The following is an 18,826-nucleotide window of genomic DNA, read 5'->3' as shown; positions in this document are numbered from 1 at the left end:
GCCATGCACGCCCTGAACAGAGAAACCCCGGTGGCCGTGATCGGCGCGGGCGCCATGGGCGCCGGCATCGCCCAGGTCGCCGCCCAGGCCGGGCACCCGGTGCGCCTGTACGACACCCGTACCGGCGCCGCCGCCCAGGCCATCGCCGGCATCGACCGGCAGCTCGCCCGCCTGGTGGACAAAGGCAAGCTGGAGGCCGCCGCCCATGTCGCCACCCTCGCCCGCCTGCGCCCGGCCGATGAGCTGGAGGAGCTGGCCGACGCCGGCCTGGTGATCGAGGCGATCGTCGAGAAGCTGGAGATCAAGCGCGAGCTGCTGCAGCGCCTGGAGGCCCTGTGCGCCCCCGACTGCATCCTCGCCAGCAACACCTCGTCGCTGTCCATCACCCGCCTCGCCGCCGGCCTGCGGCACCCGGGCCGCGTGCTCGGCATGCACTTCTTCAACCCGGCACCGCTGATGGCGCTGGTGGAGGTCGTCTGCGGCCTCGACAGCGACCCGCAACTGGCCAGCTGCCTGTTCGAAACCGCCCGCGCCTGGGGCAAGCAGCCGGTGCACGCCCGCTCCACCCCCGGCTTCATCGTCAACCGCGTGGCGCGTCCCTTCTATGCCGAAAGCCTGCGCCTGCTGCAGGAAGGCGCCGCCGATTGCGCCACCCTCGACGCCCTGCTGCGCGAGGCCGGAGGCTTTCGCATGGGCGCCTTCGAACTCACCGACCTGATCGGCCATGACGTCAACTACGCCGTCACCTGCGGGGTGTTCGACGCCTACTACGGCGACGCCCGCTTCCAGCCCTCACTGATCCAGAAGGAGCTGGTGGACGCCGGCCGCCTCGGGCGCAAGAGCGGCCGGGGCTTCTACGACTACGCCGAAGGCGCCGAGCGCCCGCAGGCGGCGACGCTCGCCAGCACCGCCACCGTGGACACCTGCGCCATCGAAGGCGATCTCGGTGTCGCAGCCCCACTGGTGCAGCGCCTGGAAAGCACCGGCGTGCGGGTCACCCGCCGTGACGGTGCCGGGCTGCTGCGGGTCGGCGACGCCACCCTGGCGCTGAGCGACGGCCGCCTGGCCGCCCAGCGCGCCCGCGAGGACGGCCTCGACAACCTGGTGCTGCTGGACCTGGCCCTCGACTACGGCCGCGCCGAACGCCTCGGCATCAGTTGGGCGGCGGGCACCTCCCAGGCCGCCATCGATGCAGCGGTCGCCCTGCTCGCCCGCGCCGGCATCAGTGCCAGCCCGCTGGCCGACGTCCCCGGCCTCGCCGTGCTGCGCACCGTGGCCATGCTCGCCAACGAAGGCGCCGACGCCTTGCTCCACGGGGTCGCCAGCGCCGCCGACATCGACCTGGCCATGTGCGCCGGGGTCAATTACCCGTGCGGCCCGCTGGCCTGGGCCGACGCCATCGGCCCGGCCCAGGTGCTGCGCACCCTGGACAACCTGCAGGCCGCCTATGGCGAGCCGCGCTACCGCCCCTCGCTGGCCCTGCGCCGCCGGGTGGCCGAAGGGAGGACACTGCATGACCAACCGTGAAGCCCTGTCGCTGGCCGAGGCCTGCGCCAGCACCCTGTACGAACGCGACGCCGCCAGCCAGGCCATGGGCATGCGCCTGCTCTCGGTGGCCCCCGGCGCCGCCCGGGTGGGCATGAGCGTGCGCGCCGACATGCTGCAGGGCGTCGGCACCTGCCATGGCGGGCACCTGTTCGCCCTGGCCGACTCGGCCTTCGCCTTCGCCTGCAACACCTACAACGAAGTCACCGTGGCCATCGGCTGCAGCATCGACTACGTGGCCCCGGCGCACCTGGGCGACACCCTCACCGCCCAGGCCACCGAACAGAGCCGCAGCGGCCGCACCGGCAACTACGACGTGCGCATCGAGAACCAGAACGGGCAACTGATCGCCCTGTTCCACGGCAAGTCCTACAAGGTGCGCGGCACCCTGCTCGACGAGGAATCCCTGCATGAATGACGCCCTGATCATCGACGCCGTGCGCACGCCCATCGGGCGCTACGCCGGCGCCCTGTCCTCCGTTCGCGCCGACGACCTCGGCGCGGTGCCGATCCGCGCCCTGATGCAGCGCCACCCCGAGCTGGACCGGGGCGCCATCGACGACGTGATCTACGGCTGCGCCAACCAGGCCGGCGAGGACAACCGCAACGTCGCGCGCATGGCAGCCCTGCTCGCCGGGCTGCCGGTCACCGTGCCCGGCACCACCCTCAACCGCCTGTGCGGCTCGGGGCTCGACGCCATCGGCAGCGCCGCCCGCGCCCTGCGCTGCGGCGAGGCCGGGCTGATGCTGGCCGGCGGCGTGGAATCCATGTCCCGCGCGCCCTTCGTGATGGGCAAGTCCGAACAGGCCTTCGGCCGCAGCGCGGAGCTATTCGACACCACCATCGGCTGGCGCTTCGTCAACGGCCTGATGAAGCGCCAGTACGGTATCGACTCCATGCCCGAGACGGCGGAGAACGTCGCCGAGCAGTTCGGCATCAGCCGCGCCGACCAGGACGCCTTCGCCCTGCGCAGCCAGCTCAAGGCGGCCGCCGCCCAGGCCAGCGGGCGCCTGGCGAAGGAGATCGTCCCGGTGGAGATTGCCCAGCGCAAGGGCCCGTCGAAATGGGTGGAGCAGGACGAGCACCCGCGCGGCGACACCACCCTGGAGCAGCTGGCGCGCCTCGGCACGCCCTTCCGCGAAGGCGGTAGCGTCACTGCCGGCAACGCCTCCGGGGTCAACGACGGTGCCTGCGCCCTGCTGCTGGCCAGCACCGATGCCGCCCGCCGCTTCGGCCTCAAGCCCCGCGCCCGCGTGGTCGCCATGGCCTGCGCCGGCGTCGAGCCGCGCATCATGGGCATCGGCCCGGTGCCGGCCACGCGCAAGGTGCTGGCGCTCGCCGGCCTGTCGCTCGCCGACATGGACGTGATCGAACTCAACGAAGCCTTCGCCGCCCAGGGCCTGGCCGTGCTCCGCGAACTGGAACTGGCCGACGACGATCCCCGGGTCAACCCCAACGGCGGCGCCATCGCCCTGGGCCACCCGCTGGGCATGAGCGGCGCGCGCCTGGTCACCACCGCGCTGCACGAACTGGAAGCCCGCTCCGGCCGCTACGCCCTCTGCACCATGTGCATCGGCGTCGGCCAGGGCATCGCCCTGATCATCGAAAAACTGTAACCGCCACACCGGGCCGGGAAGGCCGGGAGTATCCTGCCTTCCTGCACTCAGGCGCCCAGCGCCACGCACAAGAACAATACGAGTGATGAAATGAACATGATCGCCAATGCCGCCTTGCTCGACCCGATGGAAACCGCCAGCGTCGACCAGCTCCGCCAGCACCAGCTGGAACGCCTGCGCTGGAGCCTTGACCACGCCTACCGCAACGTCCCGCTGTACCGCCAGCGCTTCGACGAACTGGGCGTGCACCCCGAGGACCTGAAGAGCCACGACGACCTCGCCCGCTTCCCCTTCACCGGCAAGTCCGACCTGCGCGACAACTACCCCTACGGCATGTTCGCCGTGCCCCAGCAAGAGGTGGTGCGCATCCACGCCTCCAGCGGCACCACCGGCAAGCCCACCGTGGTCGGCTACACCCAGAACGACATCGACACCTGGGCCAACGTGGTGGCGCGCTCGATCCGCGCCGCCGGCGGCCGCAAGGGCGACAAGGTGCACGTCTCCTACGGCTACGGCCTGTTCACCGGCGGCCTTGGCGCCCACTACGGCGCCGAGCGCCTGGGCTGCACGGTGATCCCCATGTCCGGCGGCCAGACCGAGAAGCAGGTCCAGCTGATCCGCGACTTCCAGCCGGACATCATCATGGTCACGCCCTCCTACATGCTGAACCTCGCCGACGAGATCGAGCGCCAGGGCCTGGACCCGCACAAGCTGGCCCTGCGCCTGGGCATCTTCGGCGCCGAACCCTGGACCGCCGAACTGCGCCGCGCCATCGAGGAGCGCCTGGGCATCACCGCCCTGGACATCTACGGCCTCTCGGAAATCATGGGCCCGGGCGTGGCCATGGAATGCGCCGAGACCAAGGACGGCCCGACCATCTGGGAAGACCACTTCTACCCCGAGATCATCGACCCGGTGACCGGCCAGGTGCTGCCGGACGGGCAGATGGGCGAGCTGGTGTTCACCTCCCTGTCCAAGGAGGCGCTGCCGATGATCCGCTACCGCACCCGCGACCTCACCCGCCTGCTGCCGGGCACCGCGCGCCCCATGCGGCGCATCGACAAGATCACCGGGCGCAGCGACGACATGCTGATCATCCGGGGCGTCAACGTCTTCCCCACGCAGATCGAGGAGCAGGTGCTCAAGGTCCGCCAGTTGGCCGAGACCTACGAGATCCACCTCTCGCGCACCGGCAACCTCGACAGCATGGAAGTCCACGTCGAACCCCGCCATGGCCTGGAGCCGCTGGACCAGGCGCAGGAACTGGCGCTGTGCACCGAACTGGGCCGCCATATCAAGACCTACATCGGCATCACCTCGCGCATCGTGCTGCGCCCGGCTTACTCGCTGAAGCGCTCCGAAGGCAAGGCCTGCCACGTCTACGACAACCGCGCCAAGGCGTGAGCCGCCCACGCCTTTAGAACGTGGAGGGGCACAGACAGTCCTCGGAGTTTGCGGCCGCCGCTCACTCCGGACGTAGGGTGTGCTGCGCGCACCTGGGCTCGCCGGAAGCACCCTGCGGCGGTGCGCACGGCACACCCTACGGCTCGAGCTCATCCTGTCGTGCCCTCAGTTCGAGTCGTCACAGGCAAAGCCGATGACACATGACCACGGCCTAAGGAGGTGACTGCTCACGTGCAAATGAAAAGCCCCGCCGAAGCGGGGCTTTTTGCCGTGCTGGAACCACTCAGACGGCGGTCGGTGGCTTGATCAGGCTCTCCGCAGGGATGCCGAACATCTCGTGCAGCTTCCAGATCATCGGCAAGGTGAGGGAGCGCTTGCCGTTGAGCACCTCATAGACCCGGTTGGGGCGCCCGATGGCGGGCACCAGGTCGGCCACGGTCAACCCGGACTGCTCCATGCGGAACTTGATGGCCTCCACCGGCCCGGGCAGGTCGACCGGGAAGTGACGCGCCTCGTACGCCTCGATCAAGGTGAGCATCACCTCGAAGAAGTCGCCTTCGGGCGTGTCCGGCTCAGGCTCGTTCTCGAACAGCGGCGCCACCAGCTCGAGCGCCGCGCGGTAGTCATCGTCAGTGCGAATCGGGCGGATGTTCATGATCCCGGGTCCATCTCCACAGTGTTGGCATCGATGGCGTCGTACTCCCTGTGAGTACCGACGAACTTGATATAGAGCGCACCGAAGCGGTAGGCAACCGCCACCACCAGCCGATAGTCATTGCCCTTGATACTGCCTCACAACCTGCAGCCGCCGCGCCGCTCGTCGGAACAGCCCGGGCATTCGCCCAGGAATTGTCTCAATCGCCAATCCTGAATCGACTACCGGATGAGACCGGCACGTGGATCGCCACGCGCCACCGCCCAGGAGATCGCTCATGAGCTACGTAGATGGATTCGTCGTCCCCGTGCCCACCGCCAAGCGCGAGGCCTATATCGCCCTCGCCCGCACCGCCGCCCAGGTGTTCAAGGACCATGGCGCCCTCAGCGTCGTCGAGTGCTGGGGCGATGACGTGCCGGAGGGCAAGGTGACGTCCTTCCCCATGGCGGTGAAACGCAAGGACGACGAGACGGTGGTGTTCTCGTGGATCACCTGGCCGTCCCGCCAGGCCCGCGACGAAGGCATGAAGAAATCCATGGAGGACCCGCGCCTGCATCCCGATCCCGAGAAGATGCCCTTCGACGGGCAGCGCATGATCTATGGCGGCTTCGAGGTGATAGTCGACGCCTGATGGGCACGGGTAGCCCGGACTGTTCAGTGGATCCCCGCGTTCGCGAGGATGACGGTGCTCGCTGCGGTATCCCCGCCACCTCGTCACCCCCGCGAACGCGGGGGCCTACTAAACGTAAAGGCGGGCTGAAACCCACCCTACGCCCGCCCGACACCTCACCCCGATCAGGGCTCCAGCGCCGGGGATTGCAGCGCCACTAGCACGCCGTCAGCCCAGCGCAGGCGCGAGGCAAGACGGCCCGAGTCCTCGCGGGCGGGCGCGGCCAGCTCGGTGGCGCCCTCTGCCAGGGCCTGGGCGTGCAGTTCCGCGACGCGCGGGGTGACCAGCAGCACCTCGATGGCTTCTAGACCCGCGCCCATCAGCCCTTCGCCTTCGTGGTCATTTCGAACATCCCTGAATGATGGGTTCGAGTGGAATGCGCGGCCGCTCAGCCCCGCAGCAGCCCGCGCAGCGAGCGCACCAGCCAGGCGATGGCCATCAGCTCCAGCGCCACCAGCACGCCCACCAGCTCACCGAGCTCGGCCGAGAACAGCGGCAGGCACAGCCCGCCATCGGCACAGGCGAGAAACGGGCGCAGCGCAGCCACCAGCGCCACCACACCCACCCCGCAAGCCAGCAACGCCAGAGCCAAGTGCCCGAACGCCTCCGACGAAGGCGCCGAGAACGACCACGGCCTCGGCCCGCGCCAAGCCACCAACGCCGCGCCGGAACCCGGATGGAAACAGAAGGGTGAACACACGCGCCTGAACATGAAGGCCTCCAATGCCGATGGCAGGCCAGCAGTATGCAAAGGCGCGCCGCGCCGGTCTTTTAAGCTTTGGAGGGCAATTGTTAAAAAGAGTAAAGGGAACGGAACAACGTAGTCATTTCTGAAATTTTGAATCTCTTTCCCCTTAGCTGGAAGCTTGAAGCCTGAAGCTGGAAGAAAAAGCCAGCAAGCGCCCCAACCCAACCGCAACCCATCGCCCTGGCTCTGGCTCTGGCTCTGGCTCTGGCTCTGGCTCTGGCTCTGGCTCTGGCTCTGGCTCTGGCTCTGGCTCTGGCTCTCAGCTTCCAGCTTCCAGCTTCCAGCTTCCAGCTCCTAGCTTGCCACTTGAAGCTTGCCACTTGCCGCTTTTCCAATACGACACCTATTTTTTAATTTGATATTTGTTTTTGTATCATTTAAAACTAGCGCCATGGCCAAGCCACCCCACGAACCCGCATGGCTGGAGAACGGCATGTACGCACAATTGGTTGAGACCGGCGTGAAGCGCGTGAAGGCGCTGGAGGAGATGTCCCCGGAAGAGCGCGCCTTCCAGGAAAGGATCGATGCGGAAATCAAGATCGAGCCGAAGAACTGGATGCCGGACGCCTACCGGCAGACGCTGATCCGGCAGATTTCCCAGCATGCGCATTCCGAGATCGTCGGCATGCTGCCGGAGGGCAACTGGGTGACCCGCGCGCCCACCCTCAAGCGCAAGCTGCAGCTGATGGCGAAGATCCAGGACGAGGCCGGCCACGGCCTCTACCTCTACAGCGCCATGGAAACCCTCGGCGCCTGCCGCGACGAGGAGATCGCCAAGCTGCACAGCGGTCGCGCCAAGTATTCGAGCATCTTCAACTACCCGACCCTGAGCTGGGCCGACATGGGCGCGGTGGGCTGGCTGGTGGATGGCGCCGCCATCGTCAACCAGGTGGTGCTGCAGCGCACCTCCTACGGGCCCTACTCCCGCGCCATGGTCCGCATCTGCAAGGAAGAGTCCTTCCACCAGCGCCAGGGCTACGAAATCCTCCTGCACATGATGCGCAACGGCACCCAGGCGCAGAAGGACATGGTCCAGGACGCCATCAACCGCCTCTGGTGGCCCTCGCTGATGATGTTCGGCCCCAGCGACGAACACTCCCCCAACAGTGCCCAGTCCATGGCCTGGAAGATCAAGCGCCAGGGCAACGACGAGCTGCGCCAGCGCTTCATCGACCAGACCGTGCCGCAACTGGAGCTGCTCGGCTGCACCGCGCCGGACCCGCACCTGAAGTGGAACGAGGCGCGCGGCCACTACGACTTCGGCGAAATCGACTGGAGCGAGTTCTACGAAGTGCTCAAGGGCAACGGCCCCTGCAACCACGAGCGCATCGCCACCCGCCGCAAGGCCATCGAAGACGGCGCCTGGGTCCGCGAAGCCGCGGTGGCCCATGCCCGCAAGAATCAGAAGAAAGACGCCGCCTAACCCACCGCCACCTGTGAGCTTGCGAGCTAGAGCAGAACGAGGCGGAAACAGGCGCGGGCGCGGAGTTTACGACTGTAAATGAGCAAGCCCGGGGCTGTTTCCAACGACGTTATGCCGACGCGCAGCAGCTCACACCTGATGAGCAGGAGAACACAATGAGTGAATGGACCCTTTTCGAGGTCTTCGTGCGCAGCAAGCACGGCCTCAACCACAAGCATGTCGGCAGCGTGCACGCCGCCGATGCCGCCATGGCCATCGAGAACGCCCGTGAGCTCTACACCCGCCGCAACGAGGGCGTGAGCCTCTGGGTGGTGCCCTCGGCGCTGATCACCGCCTCCTCCCCCGATGAGAAGGAACCGCTGTTCGACCCGGCCGAAGACAAGGTCTACCGCCACGCCAGCTTCTACGAGCTGCCGGCCGAAGTCGGCCACATGTGAGGCGCACGCCATGACTGCCAAGCACGACCTGATCGAATACCTGCTGCGCCTCGGCGACAGCGCCCTGGTGCAGGGCCAGCGCCTTTGCGAGTGGTGCGGCAAGGCCCCGGCCCTGGAAGAGGAGCTGGCGTTGATGAACGTCGGCCTCGACCTGGTGGGCCAGGCCCGCAACTGGCTGGAATACGCCGCCGAGCTGCTGGACGACGGCCGCGACGCCGACCACCTGGCCTACCGCCGCGACGAGCGCGCCTACCGCAACCTGCTGCTGGTGGAGCAACCCAACGGCGACTACGCGGTGACCCTCACCAAGCAGTTCCTCTTTGATGCCTGGCATTTCCAGGTGCTCCACGGCCTCAGCAGCTCCCGTGACGAACGCATCGCCAGCATCGCCGCCAAGGCCCTCAAGGAAGTCACCTACCACCTGCGCCGCTCCAGCGAATGGGTGCAGCGCCTGGGCGACGGCACCGAGGAAAGCCACCGGCGCATGCTGGCGGCTATCGGCGAACTCTGGCGCTTCACCGTCGAACTGGTGACCGGCGACGAGGTGGAACAACGCCTGGCCGCCGCCGGCAGCGCACCGGAGCCTGCGGACATCGCCGCCGCCTGGAAGGCCAGGGTCGCCGACACCTTCGCCAGCGCCACCCTGCCGCTGCCGGAGCCGGCCAGCCACTTCTACCTTTCCGGCCGCCGTGGCCTGCACACCGAGCACCTGGGCCTGCTGCTGGCCGAGATGCAGTTCCTGCAAAGGGCCCATCCCGATGCGTCCTGGTGAGCTGATCGCCAGCGACCGTGGCGCCCGCCCCGGCGTACCCGCCGACCTGGCGCGCGCCTGGTCGGTGCTCGGCGAGGTGATGGACCCGGAAGTGCCGGTGGTCAGCGTGGTCGACCTCGGCATCGTCCGCGCCCTCGACTGGCGAGGCGGCCACCTGCACGTGGTGGTCACCCCCACCTATTCAGGCTGCCCGGCCACCGAGGTGATCGAACGCGACATCGAACAGGCGCTGGAAGGCGCCGGTTTCGCCGCGCCGAACCTGGAACGCCGCCTGGCGCCGGCCTGGACCACCGACTGGATCAGTGACGAGGGCCGCGAACGCCTGCGCGCCTACGGCATCGCCCCGCCCAGCGGCAGCACCAGCAAGCGCGCCCTGTTGGGGGACGCCCCGGATATCCGCTGCCCGCAATGCGGCAGCGTGCATACCGAACAGTTGAGCGAATTCGGCTCCACGGCCTGCAAGGCCTTGCACCGTTGCAAGGAGTGCCTGGAGCCGTTCGATTACTTCAAGTGCATCTAGGAGAGCGAACACAGGCCGTTGCCACTGGCACCGCTTGTATTCGTCCTCCATGCGGTAAAGCCGCAGGAGAACAACAATGAGCAAGTTCCACAGCCTGACCATCAAGGACGTGCGCCCGGAAACCCGCGACGCGGTGTCCATCGCCTTCGACATTCCCGCCGCGCTGCGCGACAGCTTCCGCTTCACCCAGGGCCAGCACCTGGTGGTGCGCACCCAGCTGGATGGCGAGGAAGTGCGCCGCTCCTACTCCATCTGCACCGGCGTCAACGACGGCGAGCTGCGCGTCGCGGTCAAGCGCGTGGCGGGCGGGCGCTTCTCCAGCTGGGCCAACGAGCAGCTCAAGGCCGGCCACAGCCTGGAGGTGATGCCGCCCTCCGGCCACTTCAACGTGCCGCTGCACCCGGCGCGCCACGGCCACTACCTGGCGGTGGCCGCCGGCAGCGGCATCACGCCGATCCTCTCCATCGTCAAGACCACCCTTCAGACCGAGCCCCACAGCCGCGTCACCCTGCTCTACGGCAATCGTTCCAGCGCCTCGGCACTGTTCCGCGAACAGCTGGAGGACCTGAAGAACCGCTACCTGCAGCGCCTCAACCTGATCTTCCTGTTCAGCCGCGAGCAGCAGGACGTGGACCTCTACAACGGCCGCATCGACGCCGACAAATGCGGCCAGCTGTTCCAGCGCTGGATCGACGTGCGCGCCCTGGACGCCGCCTTCATCTGCGGCCCGCAGGCGATGACCGAGACCGTGCGCGACCAGCTGCGCGCCAACGGCATGCCGGCCGAGCGCATCCACTTCGAGCTGTTCGCCGCCGCCGGCAGCGAGCACCGGCGCGAAGCCCGCGAGGCTGCCCAGCAAGCAGGCAGCGCGCAAAGCCGGGTGACGGTGATCAGCGACGGCCGCGAAGTGAGCTTCGAGCTGGCCCGCAACAGCCAGAGCCTGCTCGACGCCGGCAACGCCCAGGGCCTGGAACTCCCCTATTCCTGCAAGGCCGGCGTCTGCTCCACCTGCAAGTGCCGGGTGGTCGAGGGCGAGGTGGAGATGGACAGCAACTTCGCCCTGGAGGACTACGAGGTGGCCGCCGGCTACGTGCTCTCGTGCCAGTCCTATCCCGTCAGCGAAAACGTGACCCTGGACTTCGACCAGCTCTGATCCCAACCCCGCCCTACGAGAAGAGATCCACCCGCTTCACCTGCGTGCCGCACCGTCTCGACAACCACAACAAGAGAGAGCAGCCATGACCCCGCAAGACCTCGACCGCATCCGGCAGCACCCGGATTTCATCCAGCTGGTCAAGCGCAAGCAGCGCCTGACCTGGTCCCTCACCGCCGCCATGCTGGCGATCTACTACGGCTTCGTGCTGCTGGTGGCCTTCGCCCCGGAGCTGCTCGGTCGTTCCCTCAGTGGCGGGGTCACCAGCGTCGGCATGCTGGTGGGCGTGGTCATCATCCTCCTGGCCTTCGGGCTCACCGGCATCTACGTGGTGCGCACCAACCGCGTGCTCGACCCGCTGAACGACAAGCTCAAGCAGGAGTGCGCGCCATGAAGGCCCTCCTCGCCCTCACCGCCCTGCTGGCCTCCGGCAGCGCCCTGGCTGCCGATGCCGGCGCGCGGCCGCTGAACTGGCCCGCCATCTATATGTTCCTGGCGTTCGTCGTATTCACCCTCGGCATCACCCGCTGGGCCGCCCTGCGCACCCGCTCCACCGCCGACTTCTATACCGCCGGTGGCGGCCTCACCGGCTTCCAGAACGGCCTGGCAATAGCCGGCGACATGATCAGTGCGGCGTCCTTCCTCGGCATCTCGGCGATGATGTTCCTGAACGGCTACGACGGCCTGCTCTACGCCCTGGGCGTGCTCGCCGGCTGGCCGATCATCCTCTTCCTGATCGCCGAGCGCCTGCGCAACCTGGGCCGCTTCACCTTCGCCGACGTGGTGTCCTACCGCCTCGACCAGAGCCCGATCCGCATCACCGCCGCCTTCGGCACCCTCACCGTGGCCCTGCTCTACCTGGTGGCGCAGATGGTCGGCGCCGGCAAGCTGATCGAGCTGCTGTTCGGCCTCAGCTACCTGCAGGCGGTGTTGCTGGTGGGCGTGCTGATGGTCTGCTACGTCACCTTCGGCGGCATGCTCGCCACCACCTGGGTGCAGATCATCAAGGCCGTGCTGCTGCTCTCGGGCACCAGCTTCATGGCCTTCATGGTCCTGCGCCACTTCGGCTTCAGCACCGAGGCGATGTTCGCCGCCGCCACCGAGGTACACGACAAGGGCACCGCGATCATGGCGCCGGGCGGGTTGCTGTCCAACCCCGTCGACGCCATCTCCCTCGGGCTCGGCATGATGTTCGGCACCGCCGGCCTGCCGCACATCCTCATGCGCTTCTTCACCGTCAGCGACGCCAAGGAAGCGCGCAAGAGCGTGTTCTATGCCACCGGCTTCATCGGCTATTTCTACCTGCTGCTGATAGTGGTGGGCTTCGGCTCCATCGTCATGGTCGGCACCAACCCGGAGTTCCGCGACGCCGCCGGCGCCATCATCGGCGGCGGCAACATGGTCGCCGTGCACCTGTCCCACGCGGTGGGCGGCAGCCTGTTCCTCGGCTTCATCTCGGCCGTGGCCTTCGCCACCATCCTCGCGGTGGTCGCCGGCCTTGCGCTCTCCGGTGCCTCCGCCGTGTCCCACGACCTGTATGCCTGCGTGGTGCGCAAGGGCAAGGCCAGCGAACGGGAGGAAATGCGCGTCTCGCGCCTCGCCACCCTCGGCATCGGCGTGCTGGCGGTGATCCTCGGGCTGCTCTTCGAGTCGCAGAACATCGCCTTCCTTTCCGGCCTGGTGCTGGCCATCGCCGCCTCGGTCAACTTCCCGGTGCTGTTCCTCTCCATGTTCTGGAAGGGCCTGACCACCCGGGGCGCCGTCGCCGGCAGCCTGGCCGGCCTGGCGTCGGCCATCGCCCTGCTGGTGGCCAGCCCGGCGGTGTGGGTCAACGTGCTGCACCACGAGCAGGCGCTGTTCCCCTACGCCAACCCGGCGCTGTTCTCCATGACCCTGGCCTTCTCCAGCGCCTGGCTGTTCTCGGTCACCGACCGCTCCGAACGCGCCACCCGGGAACGCGGCCGCTACCTGGCCCAGTTCATCCGCTCCATGACCGGCATCGGCGCAGCCGCCGCCAGCCGCCACTGACTCCTCGGCCGCCCCCAGCTCCCGAGCGGGGGCGGCCCCACCCCCTCGAACACCGCCTCAAGGAGAACCACCATGAGCAACGTCACCACCCTGCAGAGCCTTATCACCGGCCGCTGGATCGGCCAGCACGGCGCCCAGACCCTGCGCAGCGCCATCGACGGCAGCGCGCTGTTCCGCACCCATGAAGAGCACCTGGATTTCGCCGAAGCCGTCGAGTTCGGCCGCCGCCGCGGCATCCCCGCACTGATGGCATTGGACTTCCAGCAACGCGCCGCGCGGCTCAAGGCCCTGGGCCTCTACCTCAACGAGCGCAAGGAGCAGCTCTACGCCCTGTCGCGCCACAGCGGCGCCACCCGCGCCGACAGCTGGATCGACATCGAGGGCGGCAGCGGCACCCTGTTCGCCTATGCCGGCGTCGGTGCCCGCGAACTGCCCTCCGGCAACGTGGTGCACGAAGGCCCGGCCATGCAGTTGGGCAAGCAGGGCCTGTTCGCCGGCAGCCACATCTTGGTGCCGCGCGGCGGCGTCGCCGTGCACATCAACGCCTTCAACTTCCCCATCTGGGGGATGCTGGAGAAGTTCGCGCCGAGCTTCCTCGCCGGCATGCCCTGCATCGTCAAGCCGGCCACCGCCACCAGCTACCTGACCGAAGCCGCCGTGCGCCTGATGCACGAGTCCGGCCTGCTGCCCGAAGGCAGCCTGCAGCTGGTGATCGGCGGCACGGGCGACCTGCTCGACCGCCTCCAGGGCCAGGACGTGGTGACCTTCACCGGCTCCGCCGACACCGCCGCCACGCTGCGGGTGAACGCTAACCTGGTGCGCAACTCCATTCCCTTCAACGCCGAGGCGGATTCGCTGAACTGCGCCATCCTCGCCCCGGAAATCACCCCGGACGACCCGGAGTTCGACCTCTTCGTCAAGGAAGTGGCCCGGGAGATGACGGTGAAGGCCGGTCAGAAGTGCACCGCCATCCGCCGCGCCATCGTGCCGGCGAAACACATCGACGCCGTGGCCGAGCGCCTGCGCGAGCGCCTGGCCAAGGTGGTGATCGGCGACCCGGCCGTGGACGGCGTGAAGATGGGCGCCCTGGCCTCCCATGCCCAGCAGGCCGACGTCGCCGCGCGGGTGGAAACCCTGCTGGCCGGCAGCGAGCTGCTGTTCGGTGCCCGCGACGGCTTCGCCCCGCAAGGTGAAGGCGTGGCCGAAGGGGCTTTCTTCGCCCCCACCCTGCTGCGCGCCCGCGACCCGCATGCCGAAGGCGGCGCCCACGACATCGAGGCCTTCGGCCCGGTGAGTACGCTGATGGCCTATGAGGACATCGACGAAGCCATCGCCCTCGCCGCCCGTGGCAAGGGCAGCCTGGTGGCCAGCCTGGTGACCCGCGACCCCGCCGTAGCCGCCTACGTGGTGCCGCGCGCCGCCGCCCTGCACGGCCGCCTGCACATCCTCGACCGCGAGTCCGCCGCCGAATCCACCGGTCACGGCTCGCCGCTGCCGGTGCTCAAGCACGGCGGCCCCGGCCGCGCCGGCGGTGGCGAGGAACTGGGCGGCCTGCGCGCCGTGAAGCACTACCTGCAACGCGCCGCCGTGCAAGGCTCGCCCACCATGCTCGCCGCCGTCACCGGCGAATACGTGCGCGGCGCCAAGGTGATCGAGACCGAGGTGCACCCGTTCCGCCGCTGGTTCGACGAGCTGCAGGTCGGCGAATCCCTGCTCACCCACCGCCGCACCGTCACCGAGGCCGATATCGTCAACTTCGGCTGCCTCTCGGGCGACCACTTCTACATGCACTTCGACGAGTTGGCGGCCAAGGAATCCCAGTTCGGCAAGCGCATCGCCCACGGCTACTTCGTGCTCTCCGCCGCTGCCGGCCTGTTCGTCTCCCCGGCCCCCGGCCCGGTGCTGGCCAACTACGGCCTCGACACCCTGCGCTTCGTCAACCCGGTGGGCATCGGCGACACCATTCAGGCGCGCCTGACCTGCAAGCGCAAGATCGACCAGGGCAAGAAGAGCGCCAAGGGCGAGCCCCAGGGCGTGGTGGCCTGGGACGTGGAAGTCACCAACCAGGACGGCGAGCTGGTGGCCAGCTACGACATCCTCACCCTGGTGCTCAAGCGTCCTGCCTGACACCTGATCCGGGCGTTGCACGGCACAGCATGGGTTTCGTTCCTCTCTACCCATCCTACGGGGACTCAATCGCAGGATGGGTCGGGCGGCGCTCCGCGAGCGAAGCGAAACCCATCACCTCCGCCAATCCCTCCCCACCGCGATGCCCAAGCGATTCCCACGCAATCTGGCATGCACAGCCAAACGGTTGGCAAGCAGGCACAAGGCTCGCGCGAGGGCGATACGTACCATCGCCCCATGGGCCGATCCGCGTAGAGCCCCCACGCCAACACCAACAACAACGGGAATCCCACGCATGCAAAGACTCACCCGCGTCACGCCGCTGTTCCGCCTTTCGACCCTGGCCCTGCTGGTGGCCTGCGCCACCCAGGCCGGGGCCTACGAGCTCTACGCCGACGAGGACACCCACCTCAATGCCGACCTGGAAGCGGTGTTCGGCGTCTTCCACAGCCAGGAGAACTACGCCACCACCGGCACCCAGTCGAAGGGTTCCTCCAGCTGGCGCGAGGGCTACATCAAGTACGGCATCAGCGGCGACCAGGGCCTGGGCGGCGCCGGTACCGGCTACGGCGCATTCAACCTGCTCAGCTCCGCCACCTGGGGAGATGGCGACGCGGCGGGCTTCACCGACGGTGACGAACGCACCACCAAGATCGAGGACGCCTACCTGGGCTGGCGCTCCGGCACCCTGTTCGAGGCCCTGGGCGAGGACGGCATCGACTTCTCCTTCGGCCGCCAGAACATCTCGGTGGGCGACGGCTTCCTGATCAACGGCGACGCCCTCAACCTGGGCAACGGCCTGGCCGACGGCGAGTTCGACCGGGGCGGCGCCTACTGGCTGGCGGCCCGCAAGGCCTTCGACCAGACCGCCGTGCTGCGCATCGGCGGCAAGGACGGTTGGCGCGGCGACCTGATGTGGCTGAAGTCCGACAACCGTTCCCAGGCCAGGCCCGAGCTGTTCGTCGGCACCCTGGAGCACGTGGCCGAGCAAGGCACCGTCGGCCTGACCTGGATCGACATCCGCGACGTCGACGAGGAATACGCCTCGCCCATCCAGCTCGACCGCGACGGCATGAAGACCTACAGCCTGCGCGCCCAGGGCAACGCCGGCGTGGAGAACCTGTTCCTCTCCGGCGAATACGCCTGGCAGGACAAGAAGACCGCCGACAACGAGGACGCCTGGTACCTGGAAGCCGGCTGGACCTTCGCCGACGCGCCCTGGAGCCCCAGCGTCAGCTACCGCTACAGCCGCTTCTCCGAAGCCTTCGACCCGCTGTTCTTCGGCTTCAACCGCGGCTACGGCACCTGGTTCCAGGGCGAGGTGGCGGCCAACTACGCCGGCCCCTTCAACAGCAACACCCGCGTCCACCACGTGGCGCTCAAGGCCACTCCGCTGGAGAACCTGAGCATCGGCGCGCTGTACTTCGACTTCGACACCCTCGACCGCGACCTGGGCAACTTCGACGGCCGCGAGCTGGACCTCTACGCCGAGTGGGCGGTCAACGACAACCTGGTGATCATGCCGGTGGTGGGTGTGTACGAGCCCAGCCGCAGCGCCGACAACGGCGGCACCCAGATAGGCAGCAACGACCGCAACCTCTACACCCAGCTGGTCTTCGCCAGCCACTTCTGAGCCCCTGGCGGCGGGTCTCCCGCCGCCCTTCCCCCGAGCACGCCATGCGTACACCTTCCCTGAGCATCCAGAGCCGCATCACCCTGCTCGCCAGCGCCTGCCTGATCCTCGTGGTGGCGTTGCTGGTGGGGCTTTCGCTGTACCAGACCCGGCTCAGCACCGAACGCGTCAAGGCCTCCAGCGGCCGCATGCTGGCCAACGCCGCCGAAGCCCACATGCAGGCCCAGGCCCGCGTGCAGGCGCTGCAGATCCAGCGCACCTTCCTGCAAACCTACGAATACGGCCAGGGCCTCTCGCGCGTCCTCCTCTACCTGCGGGCGCGGGCGACGGCCGGCGAGCTGACCGCCGCCGAGCTGCGCCAGCGCATGGCCGAACAGATGCGCAGCGCCGTCCTCGCCAAGCCCGACCTGCTCGGGCTTTTCGTCATCTTCGAGCGCGACGCACTGGACGGCGCCGACAGCCAGTTCGTCGGCCAGGACCAGGCCTTCGGCAACGACGCCGGGCGCTTCTCGCTGTACTGGGTGCAGGGCAAGCCGGGCGAGCTGCAACCGGTGGTCGGCCCGGAGCAGATCCTCGGCGACACCTCGCCCGGCCCCAGCGGCAGCCCCTACAACGCCTTCTACACCTGCCCGCGCGACAACCGCCGCGCCTGCCTGCTGGAACCCTATTTCGACGACGCCTCCGGCACCCGCCGGCTGGTCACCAGCGTCGCCTTCCCGCTGATCGAGAACGACAAGGTGATCGCCGTGGTCGGCCTCGACATCAGCCTCGACGCCCTGCAGCGCAGCGCCCTGGACGGCAGCGCCCAGTTGTTCGACGGCGCCGGCCAGTTGGGCATCCTCAGCAACGGTGGCGTGGTCGCCGGCTACAGCGCCGATGCCACCGCCCTGGGCAAGCGCCTCGACCAGGCCCTGCCCGACGGCGCCGACGCGGTGCTCGACAGCCTGCGCCAGGCCAAGGCACGCACCCTGGTGGACGAGCAGCGCATCCGTGTCCTGGAGCCGCTGGAACCCATCCCCGGCGCCGCGCCGTGGGGTGTGCTGGCGACGGTGCCGCAGCGCGTGCTGCTGGCCCCGGCCGAAGCCCTGCAGAAGGAGCTGGACGCCGAGCGCCTGGCCAGCTCCGCCCTGGAGTTCGGCCTGGGCAGTGGCGCCGCCCTGTTCGGCGTGCTGCTGATCTGGTTCGCCGCCTTCCGCATCACCCGCCCGCTGCAAGGCCTGACACGCATGCTGGAAGCCATCGCCCAGGGCGAAGGCGACCTCACCCGTCGCCTGGCCGTGCACTCCCGTGACGAGCTGGGCAAGCTCGCCGGCGCCTTCAACCGTTTCGTCGAACGCATCCACGCCTCCATGGGTGAGGTGGCCTCGGCCACGGGACGGGTCAACGAGGTCGCACAACGGGTGCTGGCCGCCTCCAACTCCTCGATGCACAACTCCGACGAGCAGGCCCAGCGCACCAACAGCGTCGCCGCCGCGATCAACCAGCTGGGCGCCGCCGCCCAGGAGATCGCCCGCAACGCCGCCGACGCCTCGCACCAGGCCTCCGACGCCCGAGAACTGGCCGAGGAAGGCAAGCAGGTGGTCGGCAAGACCCTCACCGCCATGCACGAGCTGTCCACCAAGATCAGCGCCTCCAGCACCCAGATCGAGACCCTCGCCGGCAAGACGGTGAACATCGGCCAGATCCTCGACGTGATCAAGGGCATCTCCGAGCAGACCAACCTGCTGGCCCTCAACGCCGCCATCGAAGCCGCCCGCGCCGGCGAGGCCGGCCGTGGCTTCGCCGTGGTCGCCGACGAGGTGCGCAACCTCGCCCACCGCACCCAGGTGTCGGCCCAGGAAATCCACCAGATGATCGAAGAGCTGCAGGTCGGCTCCCGCGAGGCGGTCGCCAACATGACCCAGAGCCAGCGCTACAGCCAGCAGAGCGTCGAGATCGCCAACCTGGCCGGCGAACGCCTCTCCAGCGTCACCCAGCGCATCGGCGAGATCGATGGCATGAACCAGTCCGTGGCCACCGCCACCGAGGAACAGACCTCCGTGGTCGAAGCCCTGAACATGGACATCACCGAGATCAACACCCTCAACCAGGAAGG

Annotated in this window: 17 protein-coding genes and 2 pseudogenes; 15 read left to right on the top strand and 4 right to left on the bottom strand. The window is 68.3% G+C overall.

What is annotated here, in order from left to right; genetic code table 11:
- Positions 1-3 precede the first annotated feature (3 nt).
- The 4 genes from paaH to paaK all read left to right on the top strand — a co-directional run bounded on the left by paaH (position 4) and on the right by paaK (position 4,565).
- On the top strand, positions 4-1,527 hold the full coding sequence (gene paaH / locus DMX10_RS19690; RefSeq protein WP_111262640.1) for a 3-hydroxyacyl-CoA dehydrogenase PaaH: 1,524 nt from the start codon (positions 4-6) through the stop codon (positions 1,525-1,527).
- Positions 1,514-1,963: a hydroxyphenylacetyl-CoA thioesterase PaaI gene (gene paaI / locus DMX10_RS19685; protein WP_021217229.1), complete on the top strand. Its 450-nt coding sequence runs from the start codon at positions 1,514-1,516 to the stop codon at positions 1,961-1,963. The genes paaH and paaI overlap by 14 nt, the downstream gene beginning before the upstream one ends.
- The gene (pcaF, locus tag DMX10_RS19680; RefSeq protein ID WP_111262639.1) at positions 1,956-3,161 is read left to right on the top strand and encodes a 3-oxoadipyl-CoA thiolase; all 1,206 of its coding nucleotides are present in this window, start codon (positions 1,956-1,958) and stop codon (positions 3,159-3,161) included. The genes paaI and pcaF overlap by 8 nt, the downstream gene beginning before the upstream one ends.
- Before the next feature lie 90 nt (positions 3,162-3,251).
- A complete protein-coding gene (paaK, locus tag DMX10_RS19675) occupies positions 3,252-4,565 on the top strand; it encodes a phenylacetate--CoA ligase PaaK (RefSeq protein ID WP_111262638.1) in 1,314 nt (437 codons plus the stop codon).
- Between the two features lie 283 nt (positions 4,566-4,848).
- Here the strand turns inward: paaK and DMX10_RS19670 are convergent, their stop codons facing one another.
- Both DMX10_RS19670 and DMX10_RS19665 read right to left on the bottom strand, forming a co-directional pair.
- Positions 4,849-5,220 carry a type II toxin-antitoxin system HigA family antitoxin gene (locus DMX10_RS19670; protein ID WP_111262637.1) on the bottom strand — a complete coding sequence of 124 codons (372 nt, stop codon included), beginning with the start codon at positions 5,218-5,220 and terminating at the stop codon, positions 4,849-4,851.
- Positions 5,217-5,354 (bottom strand): annotated as a pseudogene (locus DMX10_RS19665) (type II toxin-antitoxin system HigB family toxin); the annotation flags it as partial. The pseudogene DMX10_RS19665 and the gene DMX10_RS19670, both read right to left, overlap by 4 nt.
- Before the next feature lie 143 nt (positions 5,355-5,497).
- Here DMX10_RS19665 and DMX10_RS19660 point away from each other — a divergent pair.
- Positions 5,498-5,851 carry a DUF1428 domain-containing protein gene (locus tag DMX10_RS19660; protein WP_111262636.1) on the top strand — a complete coding sequence of 118 codons (354 nt, stop codon included), beginning with the start codon at positions 5,498-5,500 and terminating at the stop codon, positions 5,849-5,851.
- Positions 5,852-6,015: 164 nt separating this feature from the next.
- On the opposite strand, the gene DMX10_RS19655 is transcribed toward DMX10_RS19660, so the two are convergent.
- Together DMX10_RS19655 and DMX10_RS32550 are read right to left on the bottom strand one after the other, a co-directional pair.
- Entirely contained in the window at positions 6,016-6,210 is a 195-nt protein-coding gene (locus tag DMX10_RS19655; RefSeq protein ID WP_111262635.1) for a hypothetical protein, read from the bottom strand.
- Between the two features lie 68 nt (positions 6,211-6,278).
- Positions 6,279-6,482, bottom strand: a complete 204-nt coding sequence (locus DMX10_RS32550; protein WP_146603035.1) for a hypothetical protein — start codon at positions 6,480-6,482, stop codon at positions 6,279-6,281.
- A 589-nt stretch (positions 6,483-7,071) separates the two neighbouring features.
- On the opposite strand from DMX10_RS32550, the gene paaA reads away from it, so the two are divergent.
- The 10 genes and pseudogenes from paaA to DMX10_RS33660 form a co-directional block, all read left to right on the top strand.
- Positions 7,072-8,061 carry a 1,2-phenylacetyl-CoA epoxidase subunit PaaA gene (paaA, locus tag DMX10_RS19645; protein WP_111262633.1) on the top strand — a complete coding sequence of 330 codons (990 nt, stop codon included), beginning with the start codon at positions 7,072-7,074 and terminating at the stop codon, positions 8,059-8,061.
- Between the two features lie 155 nt (positions 8,062-8,216).
- A complete protein-coding gene (paaB, locus tag DMX10_RS19640) occupies positions 8,217-8,498 on the top strand; it encodes a 1,2-phenylacetyl-CoA epoxidase subunit PaaB (protein ID WP_111262632.1) in 282 nt (93 codons plus the stop codon).
- 10 nt (positions 8,499-8,508) lie between these two features.
- Positions 8,509-9,270, top strand: a complete 762-nt coding sequence (gene paaC, locus DMX10_RS19635) for a 1,2-phenylacetyl-CoA epoxidase subunit PaaC (protein WP_111262631.1) — start codon at positions 8,509-8,511, stop codon at positions 9,268-9,270.
- A complete protein-coding gene (gene paaD / locus DMX10_RS19630) occupies positions 9,257-9,790 on the top strand; it encodes a 1,2-phenylacetyl-CoA epoxidase subunit PaaD (RefSeq protein ID WP_111262630.1) in 534 nt (177 codons plus the stop codon). Before paaC ends, paaD begins: the two co-directional genes overlap by 14 nt.
- A 76-nt stretch (positions 9,791-9,866) precedes the next feature.
- Entirely contained in the window at positions 9,867-10,943 is a 1,077-nt protein-coding gene (paaE, locus tag DMX10_RS19625) for a 1,2-phenylacetyl-CoA epoxidase subunit PaaE (protein WP_111262629.1), read from the top strand.
- A gap of 85 nt (positions 10,944-11,028) precedes the next feature.
- Entirely contained in the window at positions 11,029-11,337 is a 309-nt protein-coding gene (locus tag DMX10_RS19620; RefSeq protein ID WP_111262628.1) for a DUF485 domain-containing protein, read from the top strand.
- A complete protein-coding gene (locus DMX10_RS19615; protein WP_111262627.1) occupies positions 11,334-12,971 on the top strand; it encodes a cation acetate symporter in 1,638 nt (545 codons plus the stop codon). The genes DMX10_RS19620 and DMX10_RS19615 overlap by 4 nt, the downstream gene beginning before the upstream one ends.
- 72 nt (positions 12,972-13,043) lie before the next feature.
- Complete coding sequence (gene paaZ, locus DMX10_RS19610; protein ID WP_111262626.1) at positions 13,044-15,098, top strand: phenylacetic acid degradation bifunctional protein PaaZ; 2,055 nt, start codon at positions 13,044-13,046, stop codon at positions 15,096-15,098.
- 295 nt (positions 15,099-15,393) lie between these two features.
- Complete coding sequence (locus tag DMX10_RS19605; RefSeq protein ID WP_111262625.1) at positions 15,394-16,731, top strand: hypothetical protein; 1,338 nt, start codon at positions 15,394-15,396, stop codon at positions 16,729-16,731.
- Between the two features lie 1,232 nt (positions 16,732-17,963).
- Positions 17,964-18,826, top strand: a pseudogene (locus DMX10_RS33660) (methyl-accepting chemotaxis protein); the annotation flags it as partial.

Source organism: Pseudomonas sp. 57B-090624, assembly GCF_003234055.1.
GTDB lineage: Bacteria > Pseudomonadota > Gammaproteobacteria > Pseudomonadales > Pseudomonadaceae > Metapseudomonas > Metapseudomonas tohonis.
The sequence above is the reverse complement of the archived record's forward strand: the minus strand, read 5'-3'. Positions and strand labels throughout refer to the sequence as shown.